The sequence below is a fragment of the Alteromonas lipotrueae genome, from assembly GCF_019249255.1.
Taxonomy (GTDB): Bacteria; Pseudomonadota; Gammaproteobacteria; order Enterobacterales; family Alteromonadaceae; genus Alteromonas; species Alteromonas lipotrueae.
In genome coordinates this window covers 160,528-185,893 of record NZ_JAESDJ010000009.1, presented here as the reverse complement: position 1 = coordinate 185,893, position 25,366 = coordinate 160,528, and the positions used below count along the sequence as shown (strand labels likewise).

The window sequence follows — 25,366 nt, the reverse complement described above, 5'->3', positions numbered from 1 at the left end:
TTTTTATGCTGCGCCCTTAACACTAAATGGTATTCATCTATACCTTCTTGGCGCAATTCGCTGTTCAATATATAGCCTTCGTATATGAAAGTTTCTGTGGTAATCAGCTCGCCACTCTCACTATAATTGATTTGCCCTTTCACATAAAAACACCCAAAAATAGCGGTTACAAATAAGATGGGAAAAGTCTTAATTTGCGCCTTCGATATATGCGTTTTCTTAACTCTTTTATACGTCATCATAACGCCGGTAATTGTTAGCCCCGTTAACAATAAACCAAACGTAAACCATATTAGTTTAGTGGTGAGCTTTCCAAATGTGCCAAAGTGCAGCGGGTCGACCATTTCATTGAGATATTCATCGAAGGCGATATCTTCCGATTTCTGCACCTGAATGACATCTCCCGAGACAGGATCTAAAAACACTCGATTGGCTCTAGCTCTAACGAAAATATCTTGGGTGTAACCTAAAACAGTTATCGCTTGCTTAGGTGAACGAGGATACAGTATTTGCTGGGGTGCCCAATTTGGAAAGGCACTCGATGCGCGCGCAATAATAGTATCGGCAGGTAACAAAGGTAATGCATCACCAAATTCCTCAATACGTTGGGTTGTTGGCCCGGGACGAGGGGGCTCAAAACCATCGCCAGCCACCAGAAAACCAAATTCAATGAGATACCAAAATGCAGTGATAACCATGAGGGTAATAAACCACATCGACCAAATTCCGGCCACCTTATGCAAGTCGCTTAGCAGCACCCGAATACCTTTACCTTTTCGTATCCGAAACGCGTCCTTTTTAAGCCTTCCTGTGGTTTTTAGCCCCGTATAAAGTGAAATCATCAGTACAATAGCGAGGGAGCTGACAATGGGTAAACCAATGAAACTTGGCATAAAGAAATATCGATGCAGATCTCTAAAAAAACGCTGAACCGTTAAAAATGGTGTAGTTCCGGTAACGTCGCCTGTCCATTGATTGACATGAACATGGTAGCGTGTGCCATTTGCCCGCAAGAAAGTGGCCCTGTATGCAAAGTGATCGTTTTCCCCAGCAGTCAGCATTATCAACATGTCATCAGGATTAGCCCGCTCCTTCGCATTGGCCTCCATTTCCCCCCAAGACACTTTTTCGCCCTCGGGTGACACGCGCATATCATCTTGCAGCAACCAATCAATCTCATTGGAAATTGTGGCTATGGTGCCAGTAGCCAGCAGCAAAGCGGTTAAAAATGCAAGATTGAAACCTAACCAAATATGCCAATTGTATAGCTTACGCTTTCTACGCTTTGAGCTAACGACTTCAACCATGCTGTGCTCACTGCGCTCCGACAATAACAAGTATAAGAAGACGTACGAGCTTAGTTTAAATGAAAACAATTATCAATATCATATGGGCGTTTGAACACAATTAAGCGAATGATAACAATTATTATTTGCATTTGAATAATTAGTATTGTAAATATTTGTTTTTATTTAACAAGATGGACAAAAAATGATCGCCCCTAAACGCCTCGCCACACTCATCGCTTTAGCGTGTAGTAGCCCACTCGCATTCGCTCAAGCTACCGACACACAAGATAAAAACGAAGAATCACTTGAAAAAATTACCGTTGTTGGTACCGCTCAATCTCGCTATGTTGTAGGGGAATCGTCTTCCCTTACGGGTTTTGAATTAGATTTTCTATCGCTACCTCGAGTGGTCAATATTATTCCTGAGCAGCTCATCCTCGATCAGAAAATCACCGACCTTTCAGAGGCGCTTCGAAACACGCCAGGGGTTTCTTTAGGTGATGGTTTTGGTGGTACAAACGATGATTTCTTAATTCGTGGATTTAGAAGGAATGCGGTTTACCGCGATGGTTTTAGGCGCGCCACCAACTTCAAAACGAATTTATCAAATGTTGCGTATACCCAAATTATCAGAGGGCCCGCATCGATTACTTACGGACAAGTTGAACCGGGTGGACTGGTAGATATCGTTACGAAGAAACCGCTTAATGAACAACGCCTTTCGGGTGAAGCACGCATAGGCTCGTTCAATGATAAATTTGCGCTAGTAGATTGGTCTCAACTTATCGGTGACAACGCCGCAATTCGACTTGTGGGTTCAATGCAAGATGCTGAGTCATTTCGGGATTTTACTGATGTTGATAGAAACACCCTATCTATTTCTGGCAACATAAATCTGACCCCCGCAACTCAGCTTAATTTGTCGTATGAGTACCGCGATGAAGCAAGACCATTAGATCGAGGGACAATTACGGTGCCCACACCAAATGGCCGGGAGGTAGTCAACAACTTGCTCGATATCTCTCATTCAACGCGATTTGGTGAGTCGTTTGAAATTTTTGAAAGCAACTTCAACTTTTTTGACGCCACAATAGCGCATAATATTAACGATGATTGGACGTTAAAGGTCAGTACCGCATACGAACAAAGCTCTGCGGATGATTTACAAGCCAGGCCGCTTGCAGTGGGCGTATTTGACGCCGACGGCCCCATTACTGATGATGGTTTCGTAATATTCCAAAACCCTGCCGATATCGCTGGTATTTTGGGTGCATCTTTGGTTGCAGAGTTTGATGATCCTAGCGACCGCGTATTTTTATTTAGACGTACCGACGGAAACCAAAATGCCGATGTTGATGTTGCCTACGTTAATGCAAAGGTGTCAGGTAACATGGACATTGCAAGCGTTACTCACAATATTGCCATAGGCGCTAACTTTCGTGATTTTACCCGTGAAGACAACTTTGTTTTAACCGCGAACACGAATGGCGTACCAACATCTCTAGGTGGCGATGGCCCCTTATTTAATGTATCAAATCCAATATATGGCAATTTACCCACTTCACTTACCCCGTCAGACTTTCCTCGTCGAGGGACAAAACTGCAAGAGTACGGTGTTTTCATTAATGACTACGTTGAATTAACCGACAGTTTTAGTGTGTTACTTGGTGGACGTTTCGACTCGGTCACCCAAGAAGTGCAATCTGATGGTGTAACCTTACTGGATTTAGATTCAGCCACCGCGTTTTCACCGCAAATTGCCGCTAACTACAAGCTGAACAATACCACTTCCCTCTTTTTGAGTTATTCGGAGGCATTCGAGCCTAATATAAATCAAGCTAATACGGAGGTTAGCCAGACAGAACCGTTTGACCCAGAAGACTCACAACAAATTGAAGCCGGTGTTAAAGCGGAGTTTTTTAACGGACGATTGCAAACCAGTGTTTCGGTTTATGATATTGATAAAACCAACGTGCTCGCAGACCTAGACGGCGTTGCTGTTTTACGCGATGGCCAAACCTCACAAGGGGCTGAACTGTCAATTTCAGGCCAACCCTCCGAGGGAATGAATGTGATTGCAGGCTATGCGTATACTGATGCGGAAATTGAAGGTGGCGGTTCAGTTGCCGGCAACACACCTCGCAACGTAGCAGAAAATACATTTAACTTATGGGCATCCTATGAATTTCAACATGGTGATCTTGAAGGGTTGGGTATTGGCGGCGGCTATTTCTATGTGGGTGATAGATTCGGCACCGATGCAAACAGCTTTGTGTTAGATAGTTACGGCTTAGTTGATTTATCAATGTGGTATACCCTTGCGGTTCCCCGCGCAGGAAAAAACAGCACCGTAAGATTTCAGTTGGCAGTAAAAAATCTGTTAGAGGAAGAATACTACTCCGCCAGCGGCGGCGATTTACGTATTAGCATAGGCGCACCCAGAACCGTATTTGGCTCTGTGTCTTTCACGCTGTAACTTGGTAATGATCACAACGCCATTGGAAACAATGGCGTTGAGTAGTTTTAATTTGCTTAATACTAACTACGATATAATGTTTTTATTAAGTGATATCCAAAGCGGGTTTTAACTGGCCCATGTACCTTCAATAGTTCTTTTTTAAACACCACATCATCAAACGCTTTTACCATTTGGCCGCGGCGGAATTCACCTAAATCACCACCTCGCTTTCCCGAAGGGCAAGTAGAATAGCGCTTAGCTAAGGTACTAAAATCTTTTCCTTTTTTAAGCTGCTCTAATATCGAAAAAGCTTCTTTTTCAGTTTTAACCAGAATGTGTAACGCGGATGCAGATGCCATTAAGATACCTATTAATTAATTTTATACGGCCAAGTATACCGCATTCACTACCTTGCGTTTGCTCAGGCTTAAAAGATACTTCAATAGATTAATAATAGCGCCTCACGCTGCCATGTACCCTCATTGGGCAAGCAAACTGCCAATACCACGCTAAAATTGTATTAAGAATACAATTTACGTTAAGGCAGGAGCCGCATTATGAGCCAGCAAATAATATTGCGATTTACGCGTTTATGCGTCTGATTGTTTTCCTGTTATTTTTCGCATTGCTTTATGTGCCTTCAACTGCGCACGCTGACAAGTGCGGTGCAACAAGCTGCTTAATCACACGCCCAAATCCGAACGGCATTGAAATAAGAATTCGCCCCGTGAACCCAGGCTCATATGCTTGCTTCATTCGCTGGGAAAACTACCATTATATCGAGATCATTAATCTAGAATCTAAGACTTACCTTTTAAAAGAAAAATATGATTTAAGCGGCGTAAGATGGCGCTGCGATGATGCCAACACCTGTCCAAATTGGATGAAGTACGCCGGTTTGTGTCGTAATAAATAAGCACGCTTTTTTTGCGCTATATCATTTCTTTTTGTTTCCTCATTGCGCGGCACCTTCATTAATTAGAACACAAATTCACTATTCTCAAACCAGTCACTTATGATATGTTATATTATAACAAAATAAACCTTAATCATTGTAGGTGAATTAGGATGAACAACGCTAAACTTCCCGTTACCGTGCTGTCTGGTTTTTTAGGCGCAGGAAAAACGACAGTGCTCAGTCATATTCTTAATAATCGCGAAGGCAAACGTGTAGCCGTTATTGTCAATGACATGAGCGAAGTGAACATAGATGCTTCCATCGTTAAAAACGATGTTTCACTGAACCACAGTGAAGAAAAGCTGGTTGAAATGAGTAACGGCTGCATTTGTTGTACTTTGCGCGAAGACTTGCTTTTAGAGGTTAATCGGTTAGCGAAAACGGGCAACTTTGACTATTTGCTCATTGAGTCCACGGGTATATCAGAACCCCTTCCTGTGGCAGAAACCTTCACCTTTGCCGATGAAAACGGTGTGTCGTTATCAGATATTGCTACATTAGATACCATGGTTACTGTGGTTGATGCGGTCAACTTCAGTAAAGACTACGAAGAAGCCAAATATTTACAGGAAACCGGTGAGTCTCTTGGCGAAGAAGACGAGCGGTGTGTGGCCGATTTGCTTGTTGACCAAGTTGAATTTGCCGACGTTATCCTAATCAGTAAGACAGACTTGGTTAATGAAACTCATTTGGCGAACTTAACCGCCATATTGAAAAGTTTAAATACCACAGCAAAAATTATTCCTATAAATAGAGGCAGTATCGATATTGATGAAGTGTTAGGCACTCAATTGTTCGATTTCGAAAAAGCGCAACTTGCACCAGGGTGGCTTAAGGAAATGCGCGGTGAGCACACGCCAGAAACCGAAGAATATGGCATCAGTAGCTTCAGCTATCATGCGCGCCGTCCTTTCCACCCGCAAAAATTTTATAACTTTTTGCATACCACCGAAAACTACGGAAAGTTACTGCGATCTAAAGGTTACTTTTGGTTAGCCTCGCGGCCTGAATGTGCGGGTCAATGGAGCCAAGCCGGTGGTATTGCCCATTATGGTTATGGTGGTATGTTTTGGAAAGCTCTTCCTAAGTCTGAATGGCCTGAAGATGAAGAGTATCTAGCTTCAATTGAAAAGCAGTGGATGGAACCTTTTGGCGACATGCGCCAAGAGCTGGTATTTATTGGGCAAAACCTAGATGAAGCCACAATCACTAAAATCCTTGATTCTTGCTTACTAGACGATGAAAGCCTGATAAAGGGGGTGGATTATTGGCGAACCCTGCCGGATCCATTTCCTCGTTGGGAGGGTTTATAATGACGCTAGCTGCTAGCCCCTTAACCGAAAGCGCCCCTACTGCTGGTAGCATTAAAAAGTCGAGTACGTCGATAGAGCCTATTGTGCTTAGGTGACAAGTGGTTGTCTTAGTAGCAATACGCTAAGCCAACTGACTAAAAACACATACCGTTTGCGCTATTAAGCTAGCTCAGGAACACTGCATTTGTATTGTTTGTAGATATCAAACTCTCTAGCTGGCACTGGCTTTTGGAACAAATACCCCTGCCCATATTGGCACTTTAGCTTCTGTAGCATTGCGTAACACATATCAGTTTCAATGCCTTCGGCTACCACCTCCATATCCAGTTCGTGTCCCATGGCGATAATGGTGCTGGCAATGGTGTTATTTGCAGGCATAAAGCTTTTGTCTATTTTTAACACGTCAAAAGGTAAACTCTTGAGATAGCTTAGGCACGAATAGCCCGTACCAAAGTCATCGAGTAACAGTCGCACACCAAGCTCAGATAACCTGTACAGCGACGCAACGCAGGCTTGTTCTTCCATAATGGCAATATTCTCTGTTACCTCAATATGTATACACTCTGCTGGCAACGATAAGCTAGCCAGAATATCTTCGAGCCTTTGCGCGAAATGCTGATCTTTAAGCTGATGTGAAGACACATTTATTGCCATGGCATGATGCGTAGCACCTGCATCATGCCACGCTTTACATTGTTCACAGGCTTGTTGTAATACCCAATTGCCAATATCAATAATTTGTCCAGAATGCTCGGCAATAGGAATAAACTCATCGGGACCAATGGCTTCGTTATCTGGGTTTGTCCATCTTAGTAGTGCTTCACTTCCTACTGTAACGCCATCGACAAGCCTAATTATGGGTTGGTAAACCAAGCTAAACTCATTGTTTGCAATGGCATAATGAAGCTGATTAACCAGTTTTAGTTTGCGGTTTTGTTTGATGGCCGATAATTTATCAAATGCTTGATATTGGTTTTTGCCCGCCTCTTTAGCTTGATACATTGCGGTGTCAGCGTGCTTTAGCAGCAGTGAAGAGTTAGCACCGTTTTGTGGGTAACAGGCCACGCCTATACTGGCGGTGATATAACAGTCGTTATTCGCAAGCTTCATCGGTTTACTGATGGCGTCTAATATTCTATGGGCAATAAAATCAATCGTTTCAATTGATTCGAAGCAATCCGTTACTGCCACAAATTCATCTCCGCCGAAGCGAACCACCACATCGGTAGCACGAATTGCTTTAGAAATTCGCTGCGCCATAGTGACCAGAAGCTTATCGCCTAACGCGTGACCTAAGCTATCGTTTATGTCTTTAAAGCGGTCGAGATCAATAAACATCACCGCGAAGGGCAAGTTACTACGCTCCGACATATTAATGGCTTTGTCTACAGTATGTTCAAGCAAGTTTCTATTCGGCAAGCCCGTTAATGTATCGGTATGGGCCAACGCTTTATTACGCTTTTCGCTTTGGGCTAGGGCATCCATCGCCTCTTCCCTGCTGGTTAAACCAGCAGATACAACGCGGGAAATAAATACAGCGAAAAGCAGCACAACTACAGATGATAGAATTATGATTGTTAAAATAAAATTGGCTACAAACTTAACGGTTTTTTCTACCGGTAGCTCAAAGTCGGTAGAATTCGTTCTAAAGTCATGCAGCGATTTTACTATCTGCTGTTGCAAGACATCACGACTAATATCACCATTTTCATACTGGTCTAATGCCAACAGCGAATCGTTAGCACTTTCAATATCGCGCTGACAAATTTCAATGACTGACTCGGTACCTATGAAGTTCATCAGTAGACGTTCTGAATTGCCTATCATAGATAAACATCGAATAGGCTGCTGACGAATATTAATAATAGTATTGCGAATATCGCCTAACTTAACAGGGTGGCTTTCGGAAAATAGCTCAGCAGGGGCTGAAATTAGCGCGTTCAGTTCAGAGGTATATTTAAAGTGCCGCACATTTAGCTGATGGAAAAAGCTACTTTGGTTAAGTTTGAAAAAACACCAGAGTAGGATTAGAGCAAAAACAAAAAACGTTAACGTTAAAACAGGTAACGCCTTCCTTATGCCACTGTTCTTCACATCCATTGTTCAAATTGCTCTTTTAATATGAACTCACTTTTGAGCAAGTTATTTTTAATATGTAAGTACGCTATCGGCGAACGATTATTTTTAGAAATACACTGTTGAATTTATAGCAGGTAATCGCACTTAAGCAAACGTACAGTAAGTTTTAAAATTTTTGCCATGATGCATATATTCAATTTTAGGTACGTAGTGCATGCAAACAAAGACCAGTACCTATATTTACCTTTCCTTTTTAACCAAAAAAAGCGCTGAAGATTAATTCAGCGCTTTTCGTGAAAGTGAACGGGTGCACTAGATTTTTATGCGGTTAAATTTACGTTACCGCTTGGAAAATATGGGCAAAATACGCTCGGCAACTAACTGCTGTGTAACATCTTCTCGCTCGTGGGCAGTCACCACCACAACAAGGTCAAAATCTTTTACCAATAAAATATACATCCCCCCGCCACCCTGCGCTGAAAAAGCATGGTGTTTACTGCCATCTAGCGCTAAGTCTGTTCCCCAAAAGAAGTAGCCGTAACCTTGATTTGATACTAGCTCTCCACCGCCATAAATATCGTCGTCTCCGGTTAGTATCTGCCTACTTGTGGCACGCTCCAAATAGGCTTTCGGTACAAGCCGCTCCCCCTTCCATTTACCGTTATTGTCGACCAAAAGCCCCACTTTAAGCATATCTCGGGCAGTCACGCTTACCTTCCATCCTGACTCAGGCAAACCACTAGGTGCCAAGCGCCAATCGTAATTCGTAATACCTAACTTACCAAACAACTCAGTGCGAATGAACGCCTCTGCAGAACCAGGCACCACAGCTTCAATTACCTGCATGACCAACCGAGGACCTGTACCGTATTTGAAAACTTGTGTTTCTTTAGTGATAGGCGCACTGTCTTCTAATACAGCTTGTATTTCACCTTGGCCTTTAATACGGTCAAGATCCGCAGATATCGCATCCCACCCCTCTTTCGAAATATCAATACCTGTGGCCATTGTTAATGCGTGGTGCAGCGTGATGGTTTCTGCGCCCTCCACTAGCTTGGTACTATCAATATCGTTGAGAAAACTAATTATCGGTTTGTCTAAATCGTCCATCGATAGATATCCCATTTGAATCGCTCGGCCCAGCGCTAATGAGGTATAACTTTTTGTGGCCGATGATTGAGGGTGTGGTAAATCTACTCTTCCTCGTTTGTAGTAAGACTCAAACAACAAGGTGCCGCCTTTAGCAATTAACATACTGTCGTATTTTCCGTACTCACCAGTTGCCATCTCTTTAGCGAGTTTTATTATTGCCTCTTCATCGCTAGTTTGATCTTCACCTGCGAGGCTGAATTGGCCAACGGCGATACCATCATTTAAATTAACGGGCGATGTATCTATGTAAGGGGAATCTAACTCAGGTATATCCAAAAACCGCTTTTCTATTTCTGGCATGCGCCAATGCTTAATTTGAGCTTCTTCGGCACTCGCTTTAGGCGGTACCTTACTTCTTTCCCCAGCCCACACCGAAGGCACATGGGCAATACCCAAGCAGCATGCAATTGTAAGTAAGGCGGTTGCTTTTATTGTCGTGGTCATACTTTTTCCTTGTTATTTTTGTCGCCGAGTCAGCGGCACGTATTCGCTGTCAGCCACCACGCTATCGAAATGAACGAGATATACATGAAAAAAGCCTGATTTTTCGCTGATTTCTGCGTGTTCTTGAAACACCTTATTCTTATCAATGATTTATAGTGGTACGGTAATATAGATTAATCAGGCGCTAACCAGCCTGTCACTTATATCTTTATGGGCTAAAGGGTGTATGACCAAACAATACTGGATTGGCGGCTTTTTCGTTGACGAGGCAAGAAACCAAATAACGCATAATGCGCATACCCAAACATTGCCACCTAAAGCCCTCACCGTTTTAACCTACCTTGCTAAGCGCCAAGGCGAAGTTGTAAGTCAAGAAGAGCTGCTGAATCAGGTATGGAAAGACACAGTGGTATCGCCCAACACCCTACAGCGTTGTATTGCGCAGTTAAGAAAAGCCTTAGGCGATGATGGTAAGGCACAAGGGCTAATTAAAACCCATGCTAAAAAGGGCTACAGTTTAGAGGCTGCTATTCTCTGGGAAGATCAGCAAAAAGGGAATGTTGGTGACAATGATGCATTGGATAAAAGCCCTACCCACCTTTACGCGATGCCCGAAGACAATAAAACAATAAAGGCGGGATTTAATAAAAAGCAGATCTTCACTTTAAGTCTATTTATTGCGCTGGTTATTACGCTGCTGATTAGTATCACTCGTATGCTATGGCCTTCCTCTGTACCTACTCCCTCGCCAGCTAACGCGATGCGAATTATCGATATTCGTTTACTAACATCAACCGATAACCGAGAGCTAGCGAGTACCTATTCGCCCGACGGAAAATTCATCGTATTTCAGCGTTTCCCCGAAGTTATGTGCAAGAGTCATTTATGGGCAAAAAACATCGAGACCCAACAAGAGTACCAACTGACACGCGAGCTAGGTACTTACGGCAACCTCGCATTTTCTGAAGATGGCGCTTCACTCACCGTTGTAAAACAGAACAACTGCTCAGCGCCCGCCCAGCAGAAAAAATGCTTCCTATTACAACAAGTCGATTTTGAGCAAGCATTGCTATCGCCACAAACACCGACCACCTTAATGGAGTGTAAGCATACTGAAATTAAAAGCCCTACTTGGATGAGTGCAAATGACATTGCGCTTTTGCAGAAGGACCAGGGGCGCTGGAAACTCATTCGCTATTCCGTGAGCGCCGACAAAAGCACATTACTTTATGAGGTTAATAACGGCAGCGTAGTGTCTTACGACTTCTCAAAAAGCCACAACTTGATTGCCCTTACCGCCGTACACGAAAGTGGTGTACTTCATGTTGAAAAACTTGCGCCAGAGGGAACGTTACTGTCCAGCAATCCGATTAATTTTAACGGTGTGATCCCGCAGTATGGCGCAATTTACCCGAACTTTTCACCCATAGACGGGCACTTAATATTTAGCACAGGTAAGCAACTTTTCACGGTATCGTTCGATGGTGATATTAGCCCCATAAGCATGCCGCTTACCGACGCCATAGGCACGCCTTTGTTTCACCCCAACGGTAAAAAAATGCTTGCCATTAAAGGGCATTACGACAGCGATATTGTTTCTGTGCCGCTATCACAATTTTCTCACTCAGCGCATGTACCTCAAATAGTTGCGCAGCAACCTGATGTGTTACCCCCTGTTAATTATGAGACCGTGGTGCGCTCTATGCAGGAAGAAAATAGGGCAAAGTACCAACCCGATGGAAACCTTATTGCTTACTTTTCTGAGGGCGATGGCACGTCTCAGGTATGGACTACCACCATACCGCAAGGCGCTGCCGGTTCACAGAATGACTTCCCCCACAGTGCAGCTGACAGTAATTACACAAAACAGCGCAGCCAGTTTCCTACCAATACCTATGTGCGAAATATACTATGGGCCGCAGACGGCCAAAGCTTACTGGTGAATGCATCATCCCAGCTAACTCGCCTTTACTTAAATAGCGAAGAAGAAGCCATTTCACTTAATTACCCCGTGAGAAGTTTATTTCACTGGGACAGCCAAAATAAAACGGCAGTGGCCAACATACTTTATAAAGGTGTAAATACCTTGGTAGAGCTGAACCTCACCAACAGCGAATTTCGTGTTTTAACCCATCACGATGTCACGTGGGCAGCAAAAACGGTGACCGGTGAACTGATTTATAAAGACAATGCGGACAAGTTGTGGATATCCGGTGCGATTGAAAACGAACTCATACCCAAACTAACAACTCAAGGTAGCCATCAAAATTTCATTGTTAAAAACGATGTTGTTTACGGCATTAATGACCACTATCAGCTGTGGAAATACATGTTAGAAAACGGCACGGTCGAATTACTTGGACAATTACCCGAAACCGTAGATTACATTACCGATGTAAACGACAATGCCATACTAATAACACTTAGAGTGGCAGCAAGAAAAGACGTGGTAGAGTTATCAATAGAGTAAGTGGGTGGGTTAGTAATTAACTCGCTTTATTTTGCGTATAAACAAGAAACCCTCCGAAATGGAGGGTTTCTTTTATATCTAGGTGCTTAAACAAGCACCCTTCAAGCAATTAAGCTTGGGTGGATTACATCATGCCGCCCATTCCGCCCATGCCGCCCATATCAGGCATTGCAGGCGCTGCTTCGTCTTGAGGTATATCTGCAATCATGGCTTCAGTTGTGATCATAAGTGAAGCGATTGATGCTGCGAACTGTAGTGCAGAGCGCGTTACTTTAGTTGGGTCAAGAATACCCATCTCTAGCATGTCGCCGTACGTGTCGTTACCCGCATTGTAACCGTAGTTACCGTCGCCATTTTTCACTTCGTTAACGACAACAGATGCTTCTGCACCGGCGTTGCTAGCGATTTGACGTAGAGGCGCTTCCATTGCACGTAGTGCAAGCTTAATACCTACTGTTTGGTCTTCGTTTTCGCCAGTTAGGCTAGCAAGCTTAGCTGCTGCGCGAACTAGAGCAACACCACCACCAGGTACTACGCCTTCTTCAACCGCGGCGCGAGTTGCATGAAGTGCATCTTCAACGCGGTCTTTCTTCTCTTTCATTTCTACTTCGGTAGCTGCACCAACTTTAATTACTGCAACACCGCCAGAAAGCTTAGCTAAACGCTCTTGAAGCTTTTCTTTGTCGTAGTCTGAAGAAGAGTCTTCAATTTGACCTTTAATTTGAGCACAACGGCCTTCAATCGCTTCTTCGTCGCCGTTACCATCAACAATAGTAGTATTGTCTTTGTTGATAACAACGCGCTTAGCAGTACCAAGGTCTTCTAGCTCAACTTTTTCAAGGTCTAGACCAATCTCTTCTGAGATAACCGTACCACCAGTAAGAATAGCGATGTCTTGTAGCATTGCTTTACGACGGTCGCCAAAGCCAGGTGCTTTAACAGCAGCTACTTTAACAATACCGCGCATGTTGTTTACTACTAGTGTAGCTAAGGCTTCGCCTTCAACATCTTCAGCAATAATCATCAGTGGCTTACCCGCTTTTGCTACGCCTTCAAGGGTAGGAAGCAACTCACGGATGTTAGAAATTTTCTTATCAACCAATAGGATGAAAGGGCTGTCTAGTTCAACAGTGCCGTTCTCTTGGTTGTTAATGAAGTAAGGAGATAGGTAACCGCGGTCGAACTGCATACCTTCAACAACGTCAAGTTCGTTTTGAAGTGCTTGACCTTCTTCAACGGTAATTACGCCTTCTTTACCTACTTTTTCCATTGCTTGAGCAATGATGTCGCCCACTTCTGAATCAGAGTTTGCAGAGATAGTACCAACCTGAGCAATTGACTTGCTGTCGGCACAATCAGTAGATAGTGCTTTAAGCTCTTCAACCGCAGCAATAACTGCTTTGTCGATACCGCGCTTAAGATCCATTGGGTTCATGCCTGCAGCAACAGACTTGTGACCTTCAGTTACGATAGCTTGTGCAAGCACGGTAGCAGTAGTAGTACCGTCACCCGCTTCGTCATTCGCTTTAGACGCAACTTCTTTCACCATCTGTGCGCCCATGTTCTCAAACTTGTCTTCAAGTTCGATTTCTTTCGCTACAGATACACCATCTTTAGTGATGGTAGGAGCGCCGAAAGACTTATCTAGCACTACGTTACGGCCTTTAGGACCTAGTGTAACTTTTACTGCGTTTGCTAGCGTATTAACGCCTTTAAGCATTTTTGTACGAGCGTCGTTACCAAAACGTACTTCTTTAGCTGCCATGATTAAATTCCTCTCTTAATTCGTTTAACGTTAGTTGTCATTACTCAACAATCGCAAGAATGTCGCTTTCGCTTAGGATCAGAACTTCTTCACCATCCAGCTTTTCAGTTTTAACGCCGTAGCCTTCGCTAAAAATAACGGTGTCGCCAACTTTAACGTCTAGCGCTTTAACATCGCCATTTTCTAGGATGCGGCCGTTACCTACAGCGATAATCTCGCCACGTGTAGATTTTTCTGCTGCTGAACCAGTCAGAACGATACCGCCTGCAGATTTGCTTTCTTGCTCTGCGCGTTTAAGGATTACGCGGTCGTGTAAAGGACGAATTGCCATTTTCAAGTCTCCTGAAAATTTCACTATTCAAGTTAATGATTGTCGACACACAATTATTTGCATGTCGTATGCTTGGGTTGCTCGTTACCGAGCAGTTAAAATCGTGTCTGCGAGGATAAATGGGGGAGTAGCCATGTAAGTTCAAGGGTTTTTGAGCAAAAAAATGTAAAAAAAGTGATTTTAATGCTCAAAGCCTGCACTTAAGGCCAAAAGCACACACTACTTCAGGCGTCTATCTGTATCATTTTGGGTTTTGTCTGAAAATTCACCTTCAAACACATCGCCATTATCTGAGCTGCCCGACTGACCAGACTGTTGCTGATTGAATGGGTTTTCAAACGGGTTGTACTGGCCGCCGCCAGTTTGTTGGTTAAACCCGCCCGCTTGGGTCACTACCCGTAGTTTCATGTGTTTACTTAGCTGCGAAGCAATAAGGTGGCGTGAGCCTGGCAAGGCAAACATAAAGCCAAGAACGTCAGTGATTAGGCCTGGGGTAACCAATAAAATACCTGCAACTACCAGCATTAGGCCTTCTACCATCTCTTTGCCTGGCAGTTCATTACGCTGCATTTTAGCCTGTGCGGTTTGTAATGTTGCTATACCTTCGCGCTTAACAAAATAAGCACCAATGAATGCCGTTAATATCACTAGCCCAATAGTATTCCAGCCACCAATTATGCCGCCCACTTGAACTAATAGGGCAATCTCTACTATGGGTAATATGGCAAACAATAAAAATAAAAACCGCACAACATTTCCTCTTTCATCTAGTCATAGAATAGTATTGGGGTAAACACCATAATAACAAGCGAAGGTGCAACGCTTTGGGTTAAGTGGCAAACTCAAGCGACCGACGGTAGCTGTGTTAAACTGGGTTTGTGAAAGAATAGTGTATGCACCTCGGTCTTACTTTTTTATAGGCCAATAGCTTTAGGATAAAGAAAGTCGTTATATGAAGTACATCACCCGTTTGTTTTCTTTTGTCGCATTTTGTCTATTTGTAGCATCGCTTGCGCTGCCTGGCTATACGCAAACTAATGCGCAAACTTCGACTCAATCCTCAGATCAGCCATCAAGTCAGATCATGGGTGGGTTCGACGATGTGTTCAGCAACCAAGAAGAATTCCTAAAAGTAGACCAAGCCTTTGTATTCGACTTCAATCAGACAGACGACACCTTAAGCCTTTCCTTTACCATCGCAGATGGCTATTACCTTTATAAAAAGCAATTCAAGTTAGTGGCAAAGCACGCCGCCATTGGTGAACCTCATTATCCTAAAGGCGTTATCATTGAAGATGAATACTTTGGCGAATCGGAAGTATTTTATGATGAAGTCACGTTAACTGTTCCTATTACTCAAGCCACCAACGACGGTATAGTAAAAATACGCTACCAAGGCTGCGCCGATGCGGGCCTTTGTTACGCACCGAATATTAAAACCGTCTATTTGAATGCCCTTGCCAGCGCCATGAACAGCGGAGCCTCAAAGAACGGCACTGACACCGCGTCGACAGATGAACAGAGTCTCTCGCAAACCAACCCGAGTAGCTCGCAAGCGTCTCAATATTCTCTGGCCGATAAGCTCATCAACAAAGAAAACCTAGCCCTTACCTTGGTGCTATTCTTTGCATTAGGGATAGGCCTTGCCTTTACCCCCTGCGTGTTCCCTATGTACCCCATTGTGTCGGGTATTGTGATTGGTCAAGGTAAACAGGCCAAAGCCAGCCACGCATTTTGGTTAACGTTCATTTATGTACAAGGCATGGCCATTACCTATTCGATATTAGGGTTAATAGTGGCGTCGGCGGGTATGCAGTTTCAGGCGGCACTTCAACATCCGCTCATTCTGGGTATTTTTATTGGTATTTTTGTTTTGCTGGCCTTAGCCATGTTTGGCAGATACGAGCTTCAACTTCCTGCGAAATGGCAAACCCGCTTAACCAATTTAAGTAATAACCAAACGCCTGGCAGCATGGCGGGGGTATTCGCCATGGGAGCATTGTCGGGGCTAATCGCCTCACCGTGTACTACGGCGCCGTTAACCGGCATTTTATTGTTTATTGCACAAAGCGGCGACTTAACCCTTGGTTTTGTTTCCCTATATATATTGAGCATTGGCATGGGCGTTCCCCTTATAATATTTGGGATCACCGGTTCTAAATTGCTACCTAAAGCGGGTCAGTGGATGAACGTGGTAAAAGTATCGTTTGGGTTTATGATGCTGTCGGTGGCCATTGTTTTTGTAGAGCGTTTATGGCCAAAAGCATGGCCTAGCGATTACATTAACCTGCTGTGGGCAACCCTTGGTTTAGGGGCATTTGGCTATTATTTTGTAGTAAACGAAGCGAGTAAAAAAGGCATTGCGAAATACGTGCGAACGTTAGTTATTGCGGCAGGCTTGTTCGCCAGTGCGCTGCTAGCGTATAACACTCTGACTTCATCTGAAGACACTGCCACGCAGCATAGTCAGCTTGCTCACCCAACGTTTATCGTTGTTAAAAACTTAGATGATTTACGCCAACAAATTGCGGCGGCGAATTCACAAGGCAAAACGGTGATGGTGGATTTGTACGCCGATTGGTGTGTGGCTTGTAAAGAGTTTGAAAAATACACCTTCTCTGATCCTAATGTCATTAATGCGCTTAATAATACCGTGTGGATGCAGATAGATTTAACCGATACCTCTGCCACCAACACAGCTTTTCAAGAGGAGTTTTCTATTCTTGGGCTGCCGACCATTTTGTTTTTCGATGAAAGCGGTAATGAGCTAACGCAGTCTCGGGTAACCGGATTTATGAAAGCGCCGGCCTTTGCTGAACATGTTGAGAATACGTTTTAACGTTATGATGGGTGAGTGACTACACTTCACCGTAATGCAAGGGTGAGCTATGCCCCTAATGTCTCAGTTTTCACTCACACTATTTTTTGTTTTTACCTTGTGTGTGCCACTAAAAACGCTATTGGCGCAAGAGGTCGTAAACCAAAACCTGTCTACCCAAGCGCCCAGTTGCTACGATGCTAATCGATTTTGTATCAGTATTTTAGCGCCAACGAATGGGAAGTATGAAGTCTATGCTCAGCGAAAAGTACCACTTCCCCTTGTGCTTACGCTATCAGCCAGTGGGCTTACGTCTACTTTACCACCCAGTGGGCTTCCTCCCAAGTCAACATCCAACGTATTTTTAAACGATGACACTCCCGTTTTAATGGGGGTAATAAAAAGCCCTCGACGGTTTTGGCATTCAATGAAAGTAAGCTGGACCTCAGGAAAGCTGAACGCGGTGCATAATGACAACGTGACTTATTTGCCGCCGCTACGCCCCGCAGGTAACTACCCCATAGTGCAAGGCTTTGGTGGGGGCTATAGCCATACAGGTGCCTCTCGCTATGCTTTAGATTTTGCTGCCCCCGTGGGTACACCCGTGCTCGCGGCTCGCGATGGTGTGGTCATCGATACGAAAGATGATGGCCAATTAGGCGGCGCTTCCAAACAGTTTGCTAAGCACGCGAATTTTGTTGCAATTTTGCACGACGATGGCACCACAGGCGAATATTATCATTTGAAATATAAGGGTGTGGTGGTAACACGAGAGCAAAAGGTAATAGCCGGAGAGCTCATTGGTTATTCTGGTAATACAGGGTTTTCATCACTGCCCCATTTGCACTTCGCCGTATACAGGGCGAAGTACGAAGGAAGGTACATGTCGGTGCCTTTTACGCTAAAAAATGAACCCGAATGAACTCCACTATTTACATAATCAGCACATAAACATCACATAAGAACTACATAAGCACTTCCTTATGCACCGCCACACACCTGTGATAACGCATAGACTGGAAAGAGAACTTTGCGTCGAAAACACCTGATTAGACCAGTATTTTGCTGCGAAATCTTTCACTATCTCTATAATCAACGTTTAAATGAATAAACGACCGGATTAATTGTCTTTTTTTCGTGCAACTGTCATGAAAGTTTGCTGAAATAGCAAATACACTGACTTTTTCCCGAAGATAGCAGCAACTTTAATGAATATTTTGTTACTGAACGGCCCTAACTTAAATATGTTAGGACAACGTGAACCCGATAAGTATGGCACACAAACGTTACAGGACATCGTTGATGATCTGAGCGCGCAGGCACAATCGTCTGATGCCACCCTTACCCATTTTCAGTCGAACGCAGAACATGCCCTTATCGACCGTATTCATCAATCCATGGGTAATATCGACGCAATCATTATTAATCCCGCTGCTTTCACTCATACCAGCGTTGCACTTCGCGACGCCTTATTGAGTGTCAATATCCCGTTTATTGAAGTTCACCTGTCGAATGTTCATGCCCGTGAATCATTTCGACATCACTCATATTTCTCAGATGTTGCGGCAGGCGTCATTGTTGGCCTTGGTGCCATAGGTTATTCACTAGCACTGACCGCCGCCATCAATTTACCGCAATCAAAAAAATTAACGTAGAGACTGAACATGGATATTAGAAAAATCAAAAAACTCATCGAATTAGTGGAAGAGTCTGGCATTGCCGAACTTGAGATCACTGAAGGCGAAGAGTCTGTTCGAATTCATCGCGGCCCAACTGGTGTTCAAGCGCCAATGAACTATAGCTTTGCTGCACCGGCTCATGCGGCACCAGCTCCGGCTCCAGCAGCGCCTGTTGCGGCGGCTGAACCTGCGCAAGCAGCGGCACCTGCAGCACCAGAAGGCCATGTGGTTAAGTCTCCGATGGTAGGAACCTTCTATCGCGCATCTTCACCTACAGCAAAACCGTTTGCTGAAGTGGGTCAAACGGTAAATGCTGGCGACACACTTTGTATTATTGAAGCAATGAAGATGATGAACCAAATTGAATCAGACAAATCTGGTGTGGTTAAAGCAATACTGGTAGATAACCAAGACCCAGTAGAGTTTGATCAACCCATGTTCATCATTGAATAAGCAGGCTTCGTACTATGCTAGATAAAGTACTCATTGCAAACCGTGGTGAAATTGCCCTTCGTATTTTGCGTGCCTGTAAAGAACTTGGCATCAAAACCGTTGCGGTACACTCCACGGCAGACAAAAACTTAAAGCACGTGTTGCTGGCAGACGAGTCGATTTGTATCGGTAAAGCCTCAGCGACCGAAAGCTACTTGAATATTCCTCGCATTATTGCGGCGGCAGAAGTCACAAACTCTATTGCTATTCACCCAGGGTACGGCTTTTTAGCAGAAAACGCCGACTTTGCTGAAGCAGTTGAAAAAAGTGGCTTTATCTTCATTGGCCCAACGGCAGACACCATTAACCTGATGGGTGATAAAGTGTCAGCAATTAGTGCTATGAAGAAAGCTGGCGTTCCATGTGTACCTGGCTCAGATGGCCCGCTTACTGGCGACAATGATAAGAATAAAACCATTGCTAAACGCATTGGCTATCCAATTATTGTTAAAGCAGCTGGCGGCGGCGGTGGTCGTGGTATGCGTGTGGTTCGCAGTGAAGCGGAACTTATTAGTGCTATTGAAACTACGCAAGCTGAAGCGGGCGCGGCTTTTGGTAACGCCACCGTGTACATGGAGAAATTCTTAGAAAATCCACGTCACGTGGAAATTCAAATTTTAGCCGATGGCCAAGGCAATGCTATTCACTTAGGCGAGCGTGACTGTTCTATGCAGCGCCGCCACCAAAAAGTGGTAGAAGAAGCACCTGCACCAGGTATTTCTGAGCAAATGCGTAACAAGATTGGCGATCGTTGTCGTCGTGCTTGTGTCGAAATTGGTTATCGCGGCGCTGGTACGTTCGAGTTCTTATACGAAAACGGTGAGTTCTATTTCATTGAAATGAATACCCGTATTCAGGTTGAACACCCAGTATCTGAAATGATTACCGGCGTTGACTTAATCAAAGAGCAACTTCGCATAGCAGCTGGTCAGCCTCTGTCTATCGACCAATCGCAAATTCAAATTCGTGGCCATGCTATTGAATGTCGAATTAACGCAGAAGATCCTAAAACCTTTATCCCAAGCCCGGGTACGATTGATATTTTCCATTCACCTGGTGGCTTAGGTATTCGTTGGGAATCTCACATTTATGCTGGCTACACGGTGCCGCCTTTCTACGACTCCATGATTGGTAAGTTAATTACCTTCGGTGAAAGTCGTGACGAAGCCATTGCCAGAATGCGCCATGCATTAGATGAGTTAGTTATTGAAGGAATAAAAACTAACATTCCTTTACAGCGCGCTATTATGGCTGATGAAAACTTCTTTGCTGGTGGAACAAATATTCACTACCTTGAGAAGAAATTAGGCATAGCCTAACAGCATAAAAATTTGGTGCCGTGTTTTGCACGGCACTGATTTTATCTCCCCTTTTTTACTTCTGTTACATCCCTTCTTTTTCTACAACATATTTCCAAGCTACTTAAATTATTCGCTACTATCTGTACCGTTTTGCGATGCGGTTTACTGCCCATGCTTAAGCGATTAAAAGTTCACATAGTTCATTCAGTTTTTGCGATTAAAACAATCAAATTTTAAGGTTTTTCAAATGAAGGGGGTGGGCATATAATCCCCATCAGTTTCCTAGCCCTCCCTGCTATTGAAACTTTAGTTGTGTTTTATGTGTTTACCCTCATTGGAGTCCACCTCCAGTTTTTAGCCGGTGTCTTTCACCGGCTTTTTTTTCAGTTTTTTCCATCACAAATAGTTACCCTAGTCGCACTTTTTTTCGTATAAGCTGGTTAGGCTTAATTAACTTATTGATGAATTGGACTCTACTGAAATGAAAAGGGTAGATAACGCAGCTGTATTTGTTGTTCTCTTATTTTCTGTATGCACCAATGCCTTTGGCGAGCGCTTAAGCTTTTCACAAAAGCTTGATATGCAATTTCGTTTTGACGAACGCTCAGACCGAGATCATAGAAATCAGTATAGAGTGCGATACTACCCTTCTGTTTCCCTATCCTCTGACGATGCGTGGTCGTTAAATAGCTTTGTGATTACCGGAGAATCTTTTGCATCAAGCCACAATACCTTTGGCAGTGATACGTCAGATTACCTTTACGCTAGGCGTTTATATTTACGCTATGCATTCTCTGATGGAAAAATGGAGGCGGGGATCATACCTACCTATAAGGGCCGAGTTTCTTCGTCAGGGCTGTCTAAAGATGGGTGGATTAAAGGCATGCGTAATGTTTATGCCTTGCAAGAGAACAGCGAAATAGAATTGGTTATTGGCGAGCTTGACGATACCAACGCTAACAGCGCGTTTGATAGCTTCCACCAGCTCAATTATGTTGAATTAGAATACTCGGCAAAAATGGGGCAACCCCATAGCTACGAAGTGAGTATTGAGCGTATGACTGACAACAACTTTATTCGGGGTGAATATCGCTTTCAATACACGCAAAACCACACGTTGTTCGTTGAATCGGTGCAGCAGCTGTCATCTTCAAGCTCAAAGTTTGTTATTGGTTTGAGCGGAAAAACGAGCATGGGTAATTACCCTTTATCCTATTTTTCTCACTATTCTTATGTAAGTGAAGGCTTTGGCCCTAGGGCTGAGCTGACTGAAGATTTTTTGGGTACCGGGCACGGTGCTTCAGCTGAATTAAGCGGTGATATTACCCTTGTTGATGATACTGAGTGGTTTATTCGTGCCGATGTGGTAGACAGCGTTAGTAGGCTGCTTGCAGGTATAAAGGTGTCATTTCAACAATAAAAAAGGCCCATCAAAATGATGGGCCAAACAGCAAGAACGCGTACGCACTTTGACAGTGCACCCTTTAATACGTTGGTTCCCCACGCGAAAGTTCAGCGATGAATAGTTACGTTTATTTAATGATTACAACTGCTTGTGCGTACTGCCATTTACTAAAAAAACTGAGTGAAGTATGGTAGTGTTTACTAACTCAAACGCTAAGAAATAAAAGTTTTTCAATCTTTACCACTTAGGTAAAAAGGTTTACAAGGTGCCCAAACGTTACGAAGAACTAAAATCTCAACTCCCTGTTTCACGCCTGTCTATCGACGTATTGCTTGCCCTGCGCGTGCTTTACGACAAGCCCGAAAGCGAAGTGGAATTACGCCAACAAATTGCTGAGCTTTCTCGCGACCCTAGCAAGCTAGAACTAGGTTATCGTTCTGAATGGGAAGCCTATGTTTTGCGTGAATTGGTGTTAGATTTAAAGCAGTACACGCAGCGTAGCCCCGCTGCCTTTATCGACTCGGTGTTAAGTCGCATTGAAAGTCTGAAAAATAACAACCCTGACTATAAAGCCTATAAGCAACAAGTTTCAGAAACCATGTCTGCGCATGACCGCACCACACCGTTATTCCCCACGCCTTGGCGCCAGCAACTTATGATGCTGCTATTGCCTGTCACTACCGTGAAACCGTTGAAACCCGCGGAATAGCAGATTACTTATTTGCACTTTGAGGTTTATATTGAGAAGGACAATACGCTCTTTCTACACCTGCTGGGCGTAAACTTTTGTGTTTAGTTTTGCGTCCTGACACCCTTGCACGCCAATTTTTGAATGTCTTGTGCTTTAAATTCTGACGCATCAGCTTTATAACTTCTTTTTCAGGCAAGCCATACAAATTTTCGATAGCCTCAAAAGGGGTTCTATCTTCCCAGGCCATTTCAATGACGCGCGATTGCTCAACCTCGGTGAGATACCCTTTAGTACAACGCGCTAAGGGATAAAGCTCTGATGGATAATCTTTAGAAGAGTGCTCTTTTGAAAGATGACCTTTTGAAACATAGCCATTTGACGAATTCCCCTCAAAAAAATGTTCTTTTTCGAAGTTGCGCTGTTCAGTGTACTGCTCTTCTGTATGTTGCTCTTCTCTATATCGCATGCTGCTGGCTCTTGTTATTAAACACTACTACTACGCCGATATAGAAAAAATGTTCACCTTACCTAACCTTACATTTATTTAACCGTTTCAGCCGACATTGTTAGAACGATATCAAGCAGTGCAGCGGCCGCTTTGGCGTCAGAGAGCGCGCGGTGATGCTGCTCCATTTTTATGTCGAAATGCCGAGTAAGGTTAGCCAATGAATATGAAGGTAGCCCAGGGTTTACCCTACGCATTTCTCGCACCGTACACAGCTTAGGTCGTTTAAAAGGAAGCTCTAATCGTGCAAATTCCTGTTTAATGAAGCCATAATCGAAGTTAACGTTATGGGCCACAAATACCGCCTCGTCGGTAAAGCTAGCAATACGTTCAGCCACCTCAACAAATAATGGAGCATCAGCCACCATATCATCAGAAATACCAGTAAGACGTGTGATGGTAGCCGGAATTCGTCGCTGCGGATTAATTAAAGTTTGATAGGTATCGACCACCTCGCCCGCAACAATTTTCACCATGCCAATTTCAGTAATCCGGTTGTAGCTGTTGTTGCCCCCAGTGGTTTCAATATCAACCACAACATACGGCTGATTAGGGTCGCGATGCCAATTTACCGTAGTAACGGCAACCTCAAACCCTGCACGTTGCAACCTCTGAATAGACACCAACTGATTGCGTCTTAACTGATCGCCTGGCGCTTTCACTTCTTCAAAGCGTAACTTTTCATCAAAAATCATGATGTCAGGGAAGCCGTCGCTTAAAGAGGCAAAATCTTCGCTCATCATTCGAAGCAAGTTAACAATGGCGCTAAGCTCGCCGTGCTTGATTAGGGCATCGATAGGTTCAAGCAAATGGCTGCTCCACATGAATAAGCTATTCACCTTGCCATAGTGGGCTGTCGCCATTTTGTGAACGTGGTGGCGAAACTTATCTTTGCTATCTAACCTTTCAAATAAGGCTTCAATACTGCTGTCAAAACGAGCGTAGAAGTTGTTTTGCTTAAGCGATAGAGGCCGTCTATCAAACTCAGTGACTAGCGTATCTTCTTCATATAGCTGTGCCCAAAAGGTTAGCCCAAACAAGCTGCGCCATAATCGGTTCTCGGTGCGCCAACCGGCAATACCTAAGCGTTTATAATGGGCTAACACGCCACGCTCTACCTGTTGATTTTGGCTAACATCAATATCAATAGTACGGCTTGCATTTCTTAACATATCCGTCACCGCACTGGTGCGCTTTTTGTGGTATTTCCTCGCATAGAAATCTTCAGCAAAGGCCAGCAGCGTATCGGAAGGTGGTGAGTCGATAATGTGCTCTAGTACTTCTTTAACACTATCGGTGTTGCCGTCTTTATAGCTTTCTCTTATCCATTTCTCTTTCGCTTTGTCGCTTTGGGCTTGGTATAGCAAAAGAAGGGCCTGCTCTCGGTGCTCGCCTAGTAATTTTAACGCTAGTGCATAAAGAAACTGATCGCGATAAAACATGGCTGATACGCCATCGCTATTGGGGAACGCCTCTTGAGCTAATGCATTTGCTTGCACTAAAGAAAGAAAAGGGATCTTTTCTAATTGGCTGGCATAAAACCAGGCTGCTTCAGCATCTGCTTTACTGTCGAAACGAGTAATATCTGATACGGAATCGCCGCGGGTACGCATGACGCCTAAGTCGCGCATAGAGAACTGATTCAGCCTGCCTTTGGTATTACCAAAATAAAGGAATAATAAAAATTTTAGAGGTGCATCAAACAAACACACTAAGTAAGTATGCTCATTTAGCCCTTCAGGCCAGCCATGCTGATTAATGTATGCTTCTAAACGCGATACAAGCACGGGCTTGGTTAATGATGCCAAACCTTGAGTGGCACCGTATTCACTTAACAGCCTTAAAATTGCGTCTTTAGTAAGTACGCCTGCAATATCTTGTAGCGAAGCATGGTGCAAATCACCGAACCACTTAGCTTCAATCAGCTCATCAATTTGCTGTTGAGGGTTCGCTATTTCTGCGTAACTAAACTGCGACCTATCAATCACTGCATATTTACGATTAGCCGCACGCACGATGATGCATTGTTTATCAGCATCTAGCTGGTTAAAGCTTTCTATAAAACCATTAGCGTCATCACTTAACAACGCAGCATTCGCCCCTTTAAAGAACGCTAAGAACTCAAAAAAGTGGGCTAAGTAATATCGTGGTGGCAAATCTTTTCGCATTATAAAACCAAACTATTGTATACTTGATTAGTGTATATTTATACAGCC

The 25,366-nt window shown here is 43.9% G+C and carries 19 protein-coding genes; 10 read left to right on the top strand and 9 right to left on the bottom strand.

The genetic code is table 11. The annotated features are described in order from the left end of the window. Nucleotides 1–1,307: PepSY-associated TM helix domain-containing protein (locus tag KYS23_RS13975; RefSeq protein ID WP_218419122.1), on the bottom strand; the 1,307-nt coding region annotated here is incomplete at its 3' end. Between the two features lie 184 nt (nt 1,308–1,491). On the opposite strand from KYS23_RS13975, the gene KYS23_RS13970 reads away from it, so the two are divergent. Further along, the gene (locus tag KYS23_RS13970) at nt 1,492–3,765 is read left to right on the top strand and encodes a TonB-dependent siderophore receptor (RefSeq protein ID WP_218419119.1); all 2,274 of its coding nucleotides are present in this window, start codon (nt 1,492–1,494) and stop codon (nt 3,763–3,765) included. A gap of 62 nt (nt 3,766–3,827) precedes the next feature. Here KYS23_RS13970 and ppiC read toward each other — a convergent pair whose 3' ends face one another. Next, a complete protein-coding gene (gene ppiC / locus KYS23_RS13965) occupies nt 3,828–4,106 on the bottom strand; it encodes a peptidylprolyl isomerase PpiC (RefSeq protein WP_218419117.1) in 279 nt (92 codons plus the stop codon). A gap of 709 nt (nt 4,107–4,815) precedes the next feature. Between ppiC and zigA the strand changes: the two genes are divergently transcribed. Continuing rightward, the gene (gene zigA / locus KYS23_RS13960; RefSeq protein ID WP_159533986.1) at nt 4,816–6,018 is read left to right on the top strand and encodes a zinc metallochaperone GTPase ZigA; all 1,203 of its coding nucleotides are present in this window, start codon (nt 4,816–4,818) and stop codon (nt 6,016–6,018) included. Nucleotides 6,019–6,177: 159 nt separating this feature from the next. On the opposite strand, the gene KYS23_RS13955 is transcribed toward zigA, so the two are convergent. Continuing rightward, nucleotides 6,178–7,989: a putative bifunctional diguanylate cyclase/phosphodiesterase gene (locus tag KYS23_RS13955; RefSeq protein WP_218419115.1), complete on the bottom strand. Its 1,812-nt coding sequence runs from the start codon at nt 7,987–7,989 to the stop codon at nt 6,178–6,180. A 447-nt stretch (nt 7,990–8,436) separates the two neighbouring features. Then, nucleotides 8,437–9,693 (bottom strand): serine hydrolase domain-containing protein, encoded by a 1,257-nt coding sequence (locus tag KYS23_RS13950; RefSeq protein ID WP_218396910.1) that lies wholly within the window; start codon nt 9,691–9,693, stop codon nt 8,437–8,439. 226 nt (nt 9,694–9,919) lie between these two features. Between KYS23_RS13950 and KYS23_RS13945 the strand changes: the two genes are divergently transcribed. Next, entirely contained in the window at nt 9,920–12,163 is a 2,244-nt protein-coding gene (locus tag KYS23_RS13945) for a winged helix-turn-helix domain-containing protein (RefSeq protein ID WP_218396912.1), read from the top strand. Between the two features lie 124 nt (nt 12,164–12,287). On the opposite strand, the gene groL is transcribed toward KYS23_RS13945, so the two are convergent. The 3 genes from groL to KYS23_RS13930 all read right to left on the bottom strand — a co-directional run bounded on the left by groL (nt 12,288) and on the right by KYS23_RS13930 (nt 15,009). Then, complete coding sequence (gene groL / locus KYS23_RS13940) at nt 12,288–13,928, bottom strand: chaperonin GroEL (RefSeq protein ID WP_159533993.1); 1,641 nt, start codon at nt 13,926–13,928, stop codon at nt 12,288–12,290. Between the two features lie 40 nt (nt 13,929–13,968). Further along, complete coding sequence (locus tag KYS23_RS13935; RefSeq protein WP_013786601.1) at nt 13,969–14,259, bottom strand: co-chaperone GroES; 291 nt, start codon at nt 14,257–14,259, stop codon at nt 13,969–13,971. Nucleotides 14,260–14,478: 219 nt separating this feature from the next. Continuing rightward, on the bottom strand, nt 14,479–15,009 hold the full coding sequence (locus tag KYS23_RS13930) for an FxsA family protein (protein WP_159533995.1): 531 nt from the start codon (nt 15,007–15,009) through the stop codon (nt 14,479–14,481). Between the two features lie 334 nt (nt 15,010–15,343). Between KYS23_RS13930 and KYS23_RS13925 the strand changes: the two genes are divergently transcribed. The 7 genes from KYS23_RS13925 to KYS23_RS13895 all read left to right on the top strand — a co-directional run bounded on the left by KYS23_RS13925 (nt 15,344) and on the right by KYS23_RS13895 (nt 22,663). Then, nucleotides 15,344–17,098 carry a protein-disulfide reductase DsbD gene (locus KYS23_RS13925; protein ID WP_232370737.1) on the top strand — a complete coding sequence of 585 codons (1,755 nt, stop codon included), beginning with the start codon at nt 15,344–15,346 and terminating at the stop codon, nt 17,096–17,098. 49 nt (nt 17,099–17,147) lie between these two features. Further along, nucleotides 17,148–17,999 carry a M23 family metallopeptidase gene (locus tag KYS23_RS13920; RefSeq protein ID WP_232370707.1) on the top strand — a complete coding sequence of 284 codons (852 nt, stop codon included), beginning with the start codon at nt 17,148–17,150 and terminating at the stop codon, nt 17,997–17,999. A 286-nt stretch (nt 18,000–18,285) separates the two neighbouring features. Beyond that, complete coding sequence (aroQ, locus tag KYS23_RS13915; protein WP_159534001.1) at nt 18,286–18,732, top strand: type II 3-dehydroquinate dehydratase; 447 nt, start codon at nt 18,286–18,288, stop codon at nt 18,730–18,732. 9 nt (nt 18,733–18,741) lie between these two features. Next, nucleotides 18,742–19,209, top strand: coding sequence for an acetyl-CoA carboxylase biotin carboxyl carrier protein (gene accB, locus KYS23_RS13910; protein WP_126872091.1), 468 nt, complete (start codon nt 18,742–18,744; stop codon nt 19,207–19,209). A 14-nt stretch (nt 19,210–19,223) separates the two neighbouring features. Then, nucleotides 19,224–20,567, top strand: coding sequence for an acetyl-CoA carboxylase biotin carboxylase subunit (accC, locus tag KYS23_RS13905; RefSeq protein ID WP_129740410.1), 1,344 nt, complete (start codon nt 19,224–19,226; stop codon nt 20,565–20,567). Between the two features lie 463 nt (nt 20,568–21,030). Next, nucleotides 21,031–21,969, top strand: coding sequence for a hypothetical protein (locus KYS23_RS13900; RefSeq protein WP_218419114.1), 939 nt, complete (start codon nt 21,031–21,033; stop codon nt 21,967–21,969). Nucleotides 21,970–22,219: 250 nt separating this feature from the next. Then, nucleotides 22,220–22,663: a hypothetical protein gene (locus tag KYS23_RS13895; RefSeq protein WP_218419112.1), complete on the top strand. Its 444-nt coding sequence runs from the start codon at nt 22,220–22,222 to the stop codon at nt 22,661–22,663. A gap of 4 nt (nt 22,664–22,667) precedes the next feature. On the opposite strand, the gene KYS23_RS13890 is transcribed toward KYS23_RS13895, so the two are convergent. Both KYS23_RS13890 and KYS23_RS13885 read right to left on the bottom strand, forming a co-directional pair. Then, on the bottom strand, nt 22,668–22,898 hold the full coding sequence (locus tag KYS23_RS13890; RefSeq protein ID WP_269748502.1) for a TIGR03643 family protein: 231 nt from the start codon (nt 22,896–22,898) through the stop codon (nt 22,668–22,670). A 287-nt stretch (nt 22,899–23,185) separates the two neighbouring features. Then, nucleotides 23,186–25,318 carry an exonuclease domain-containing protein gene (locus KYS23_RS13885; RefSeq protein WP_159534007.1) on the bottom strand — a complete coding sequence of 711 codons (2,133 nt, stop codon included), beginning with the start codon at nt 25,316–25,318 and terminating at the stop codon, nt 23,186–23,188. Between the last annotated feature and the right edge of the window lie 48 nt (nt 25,319–25,366).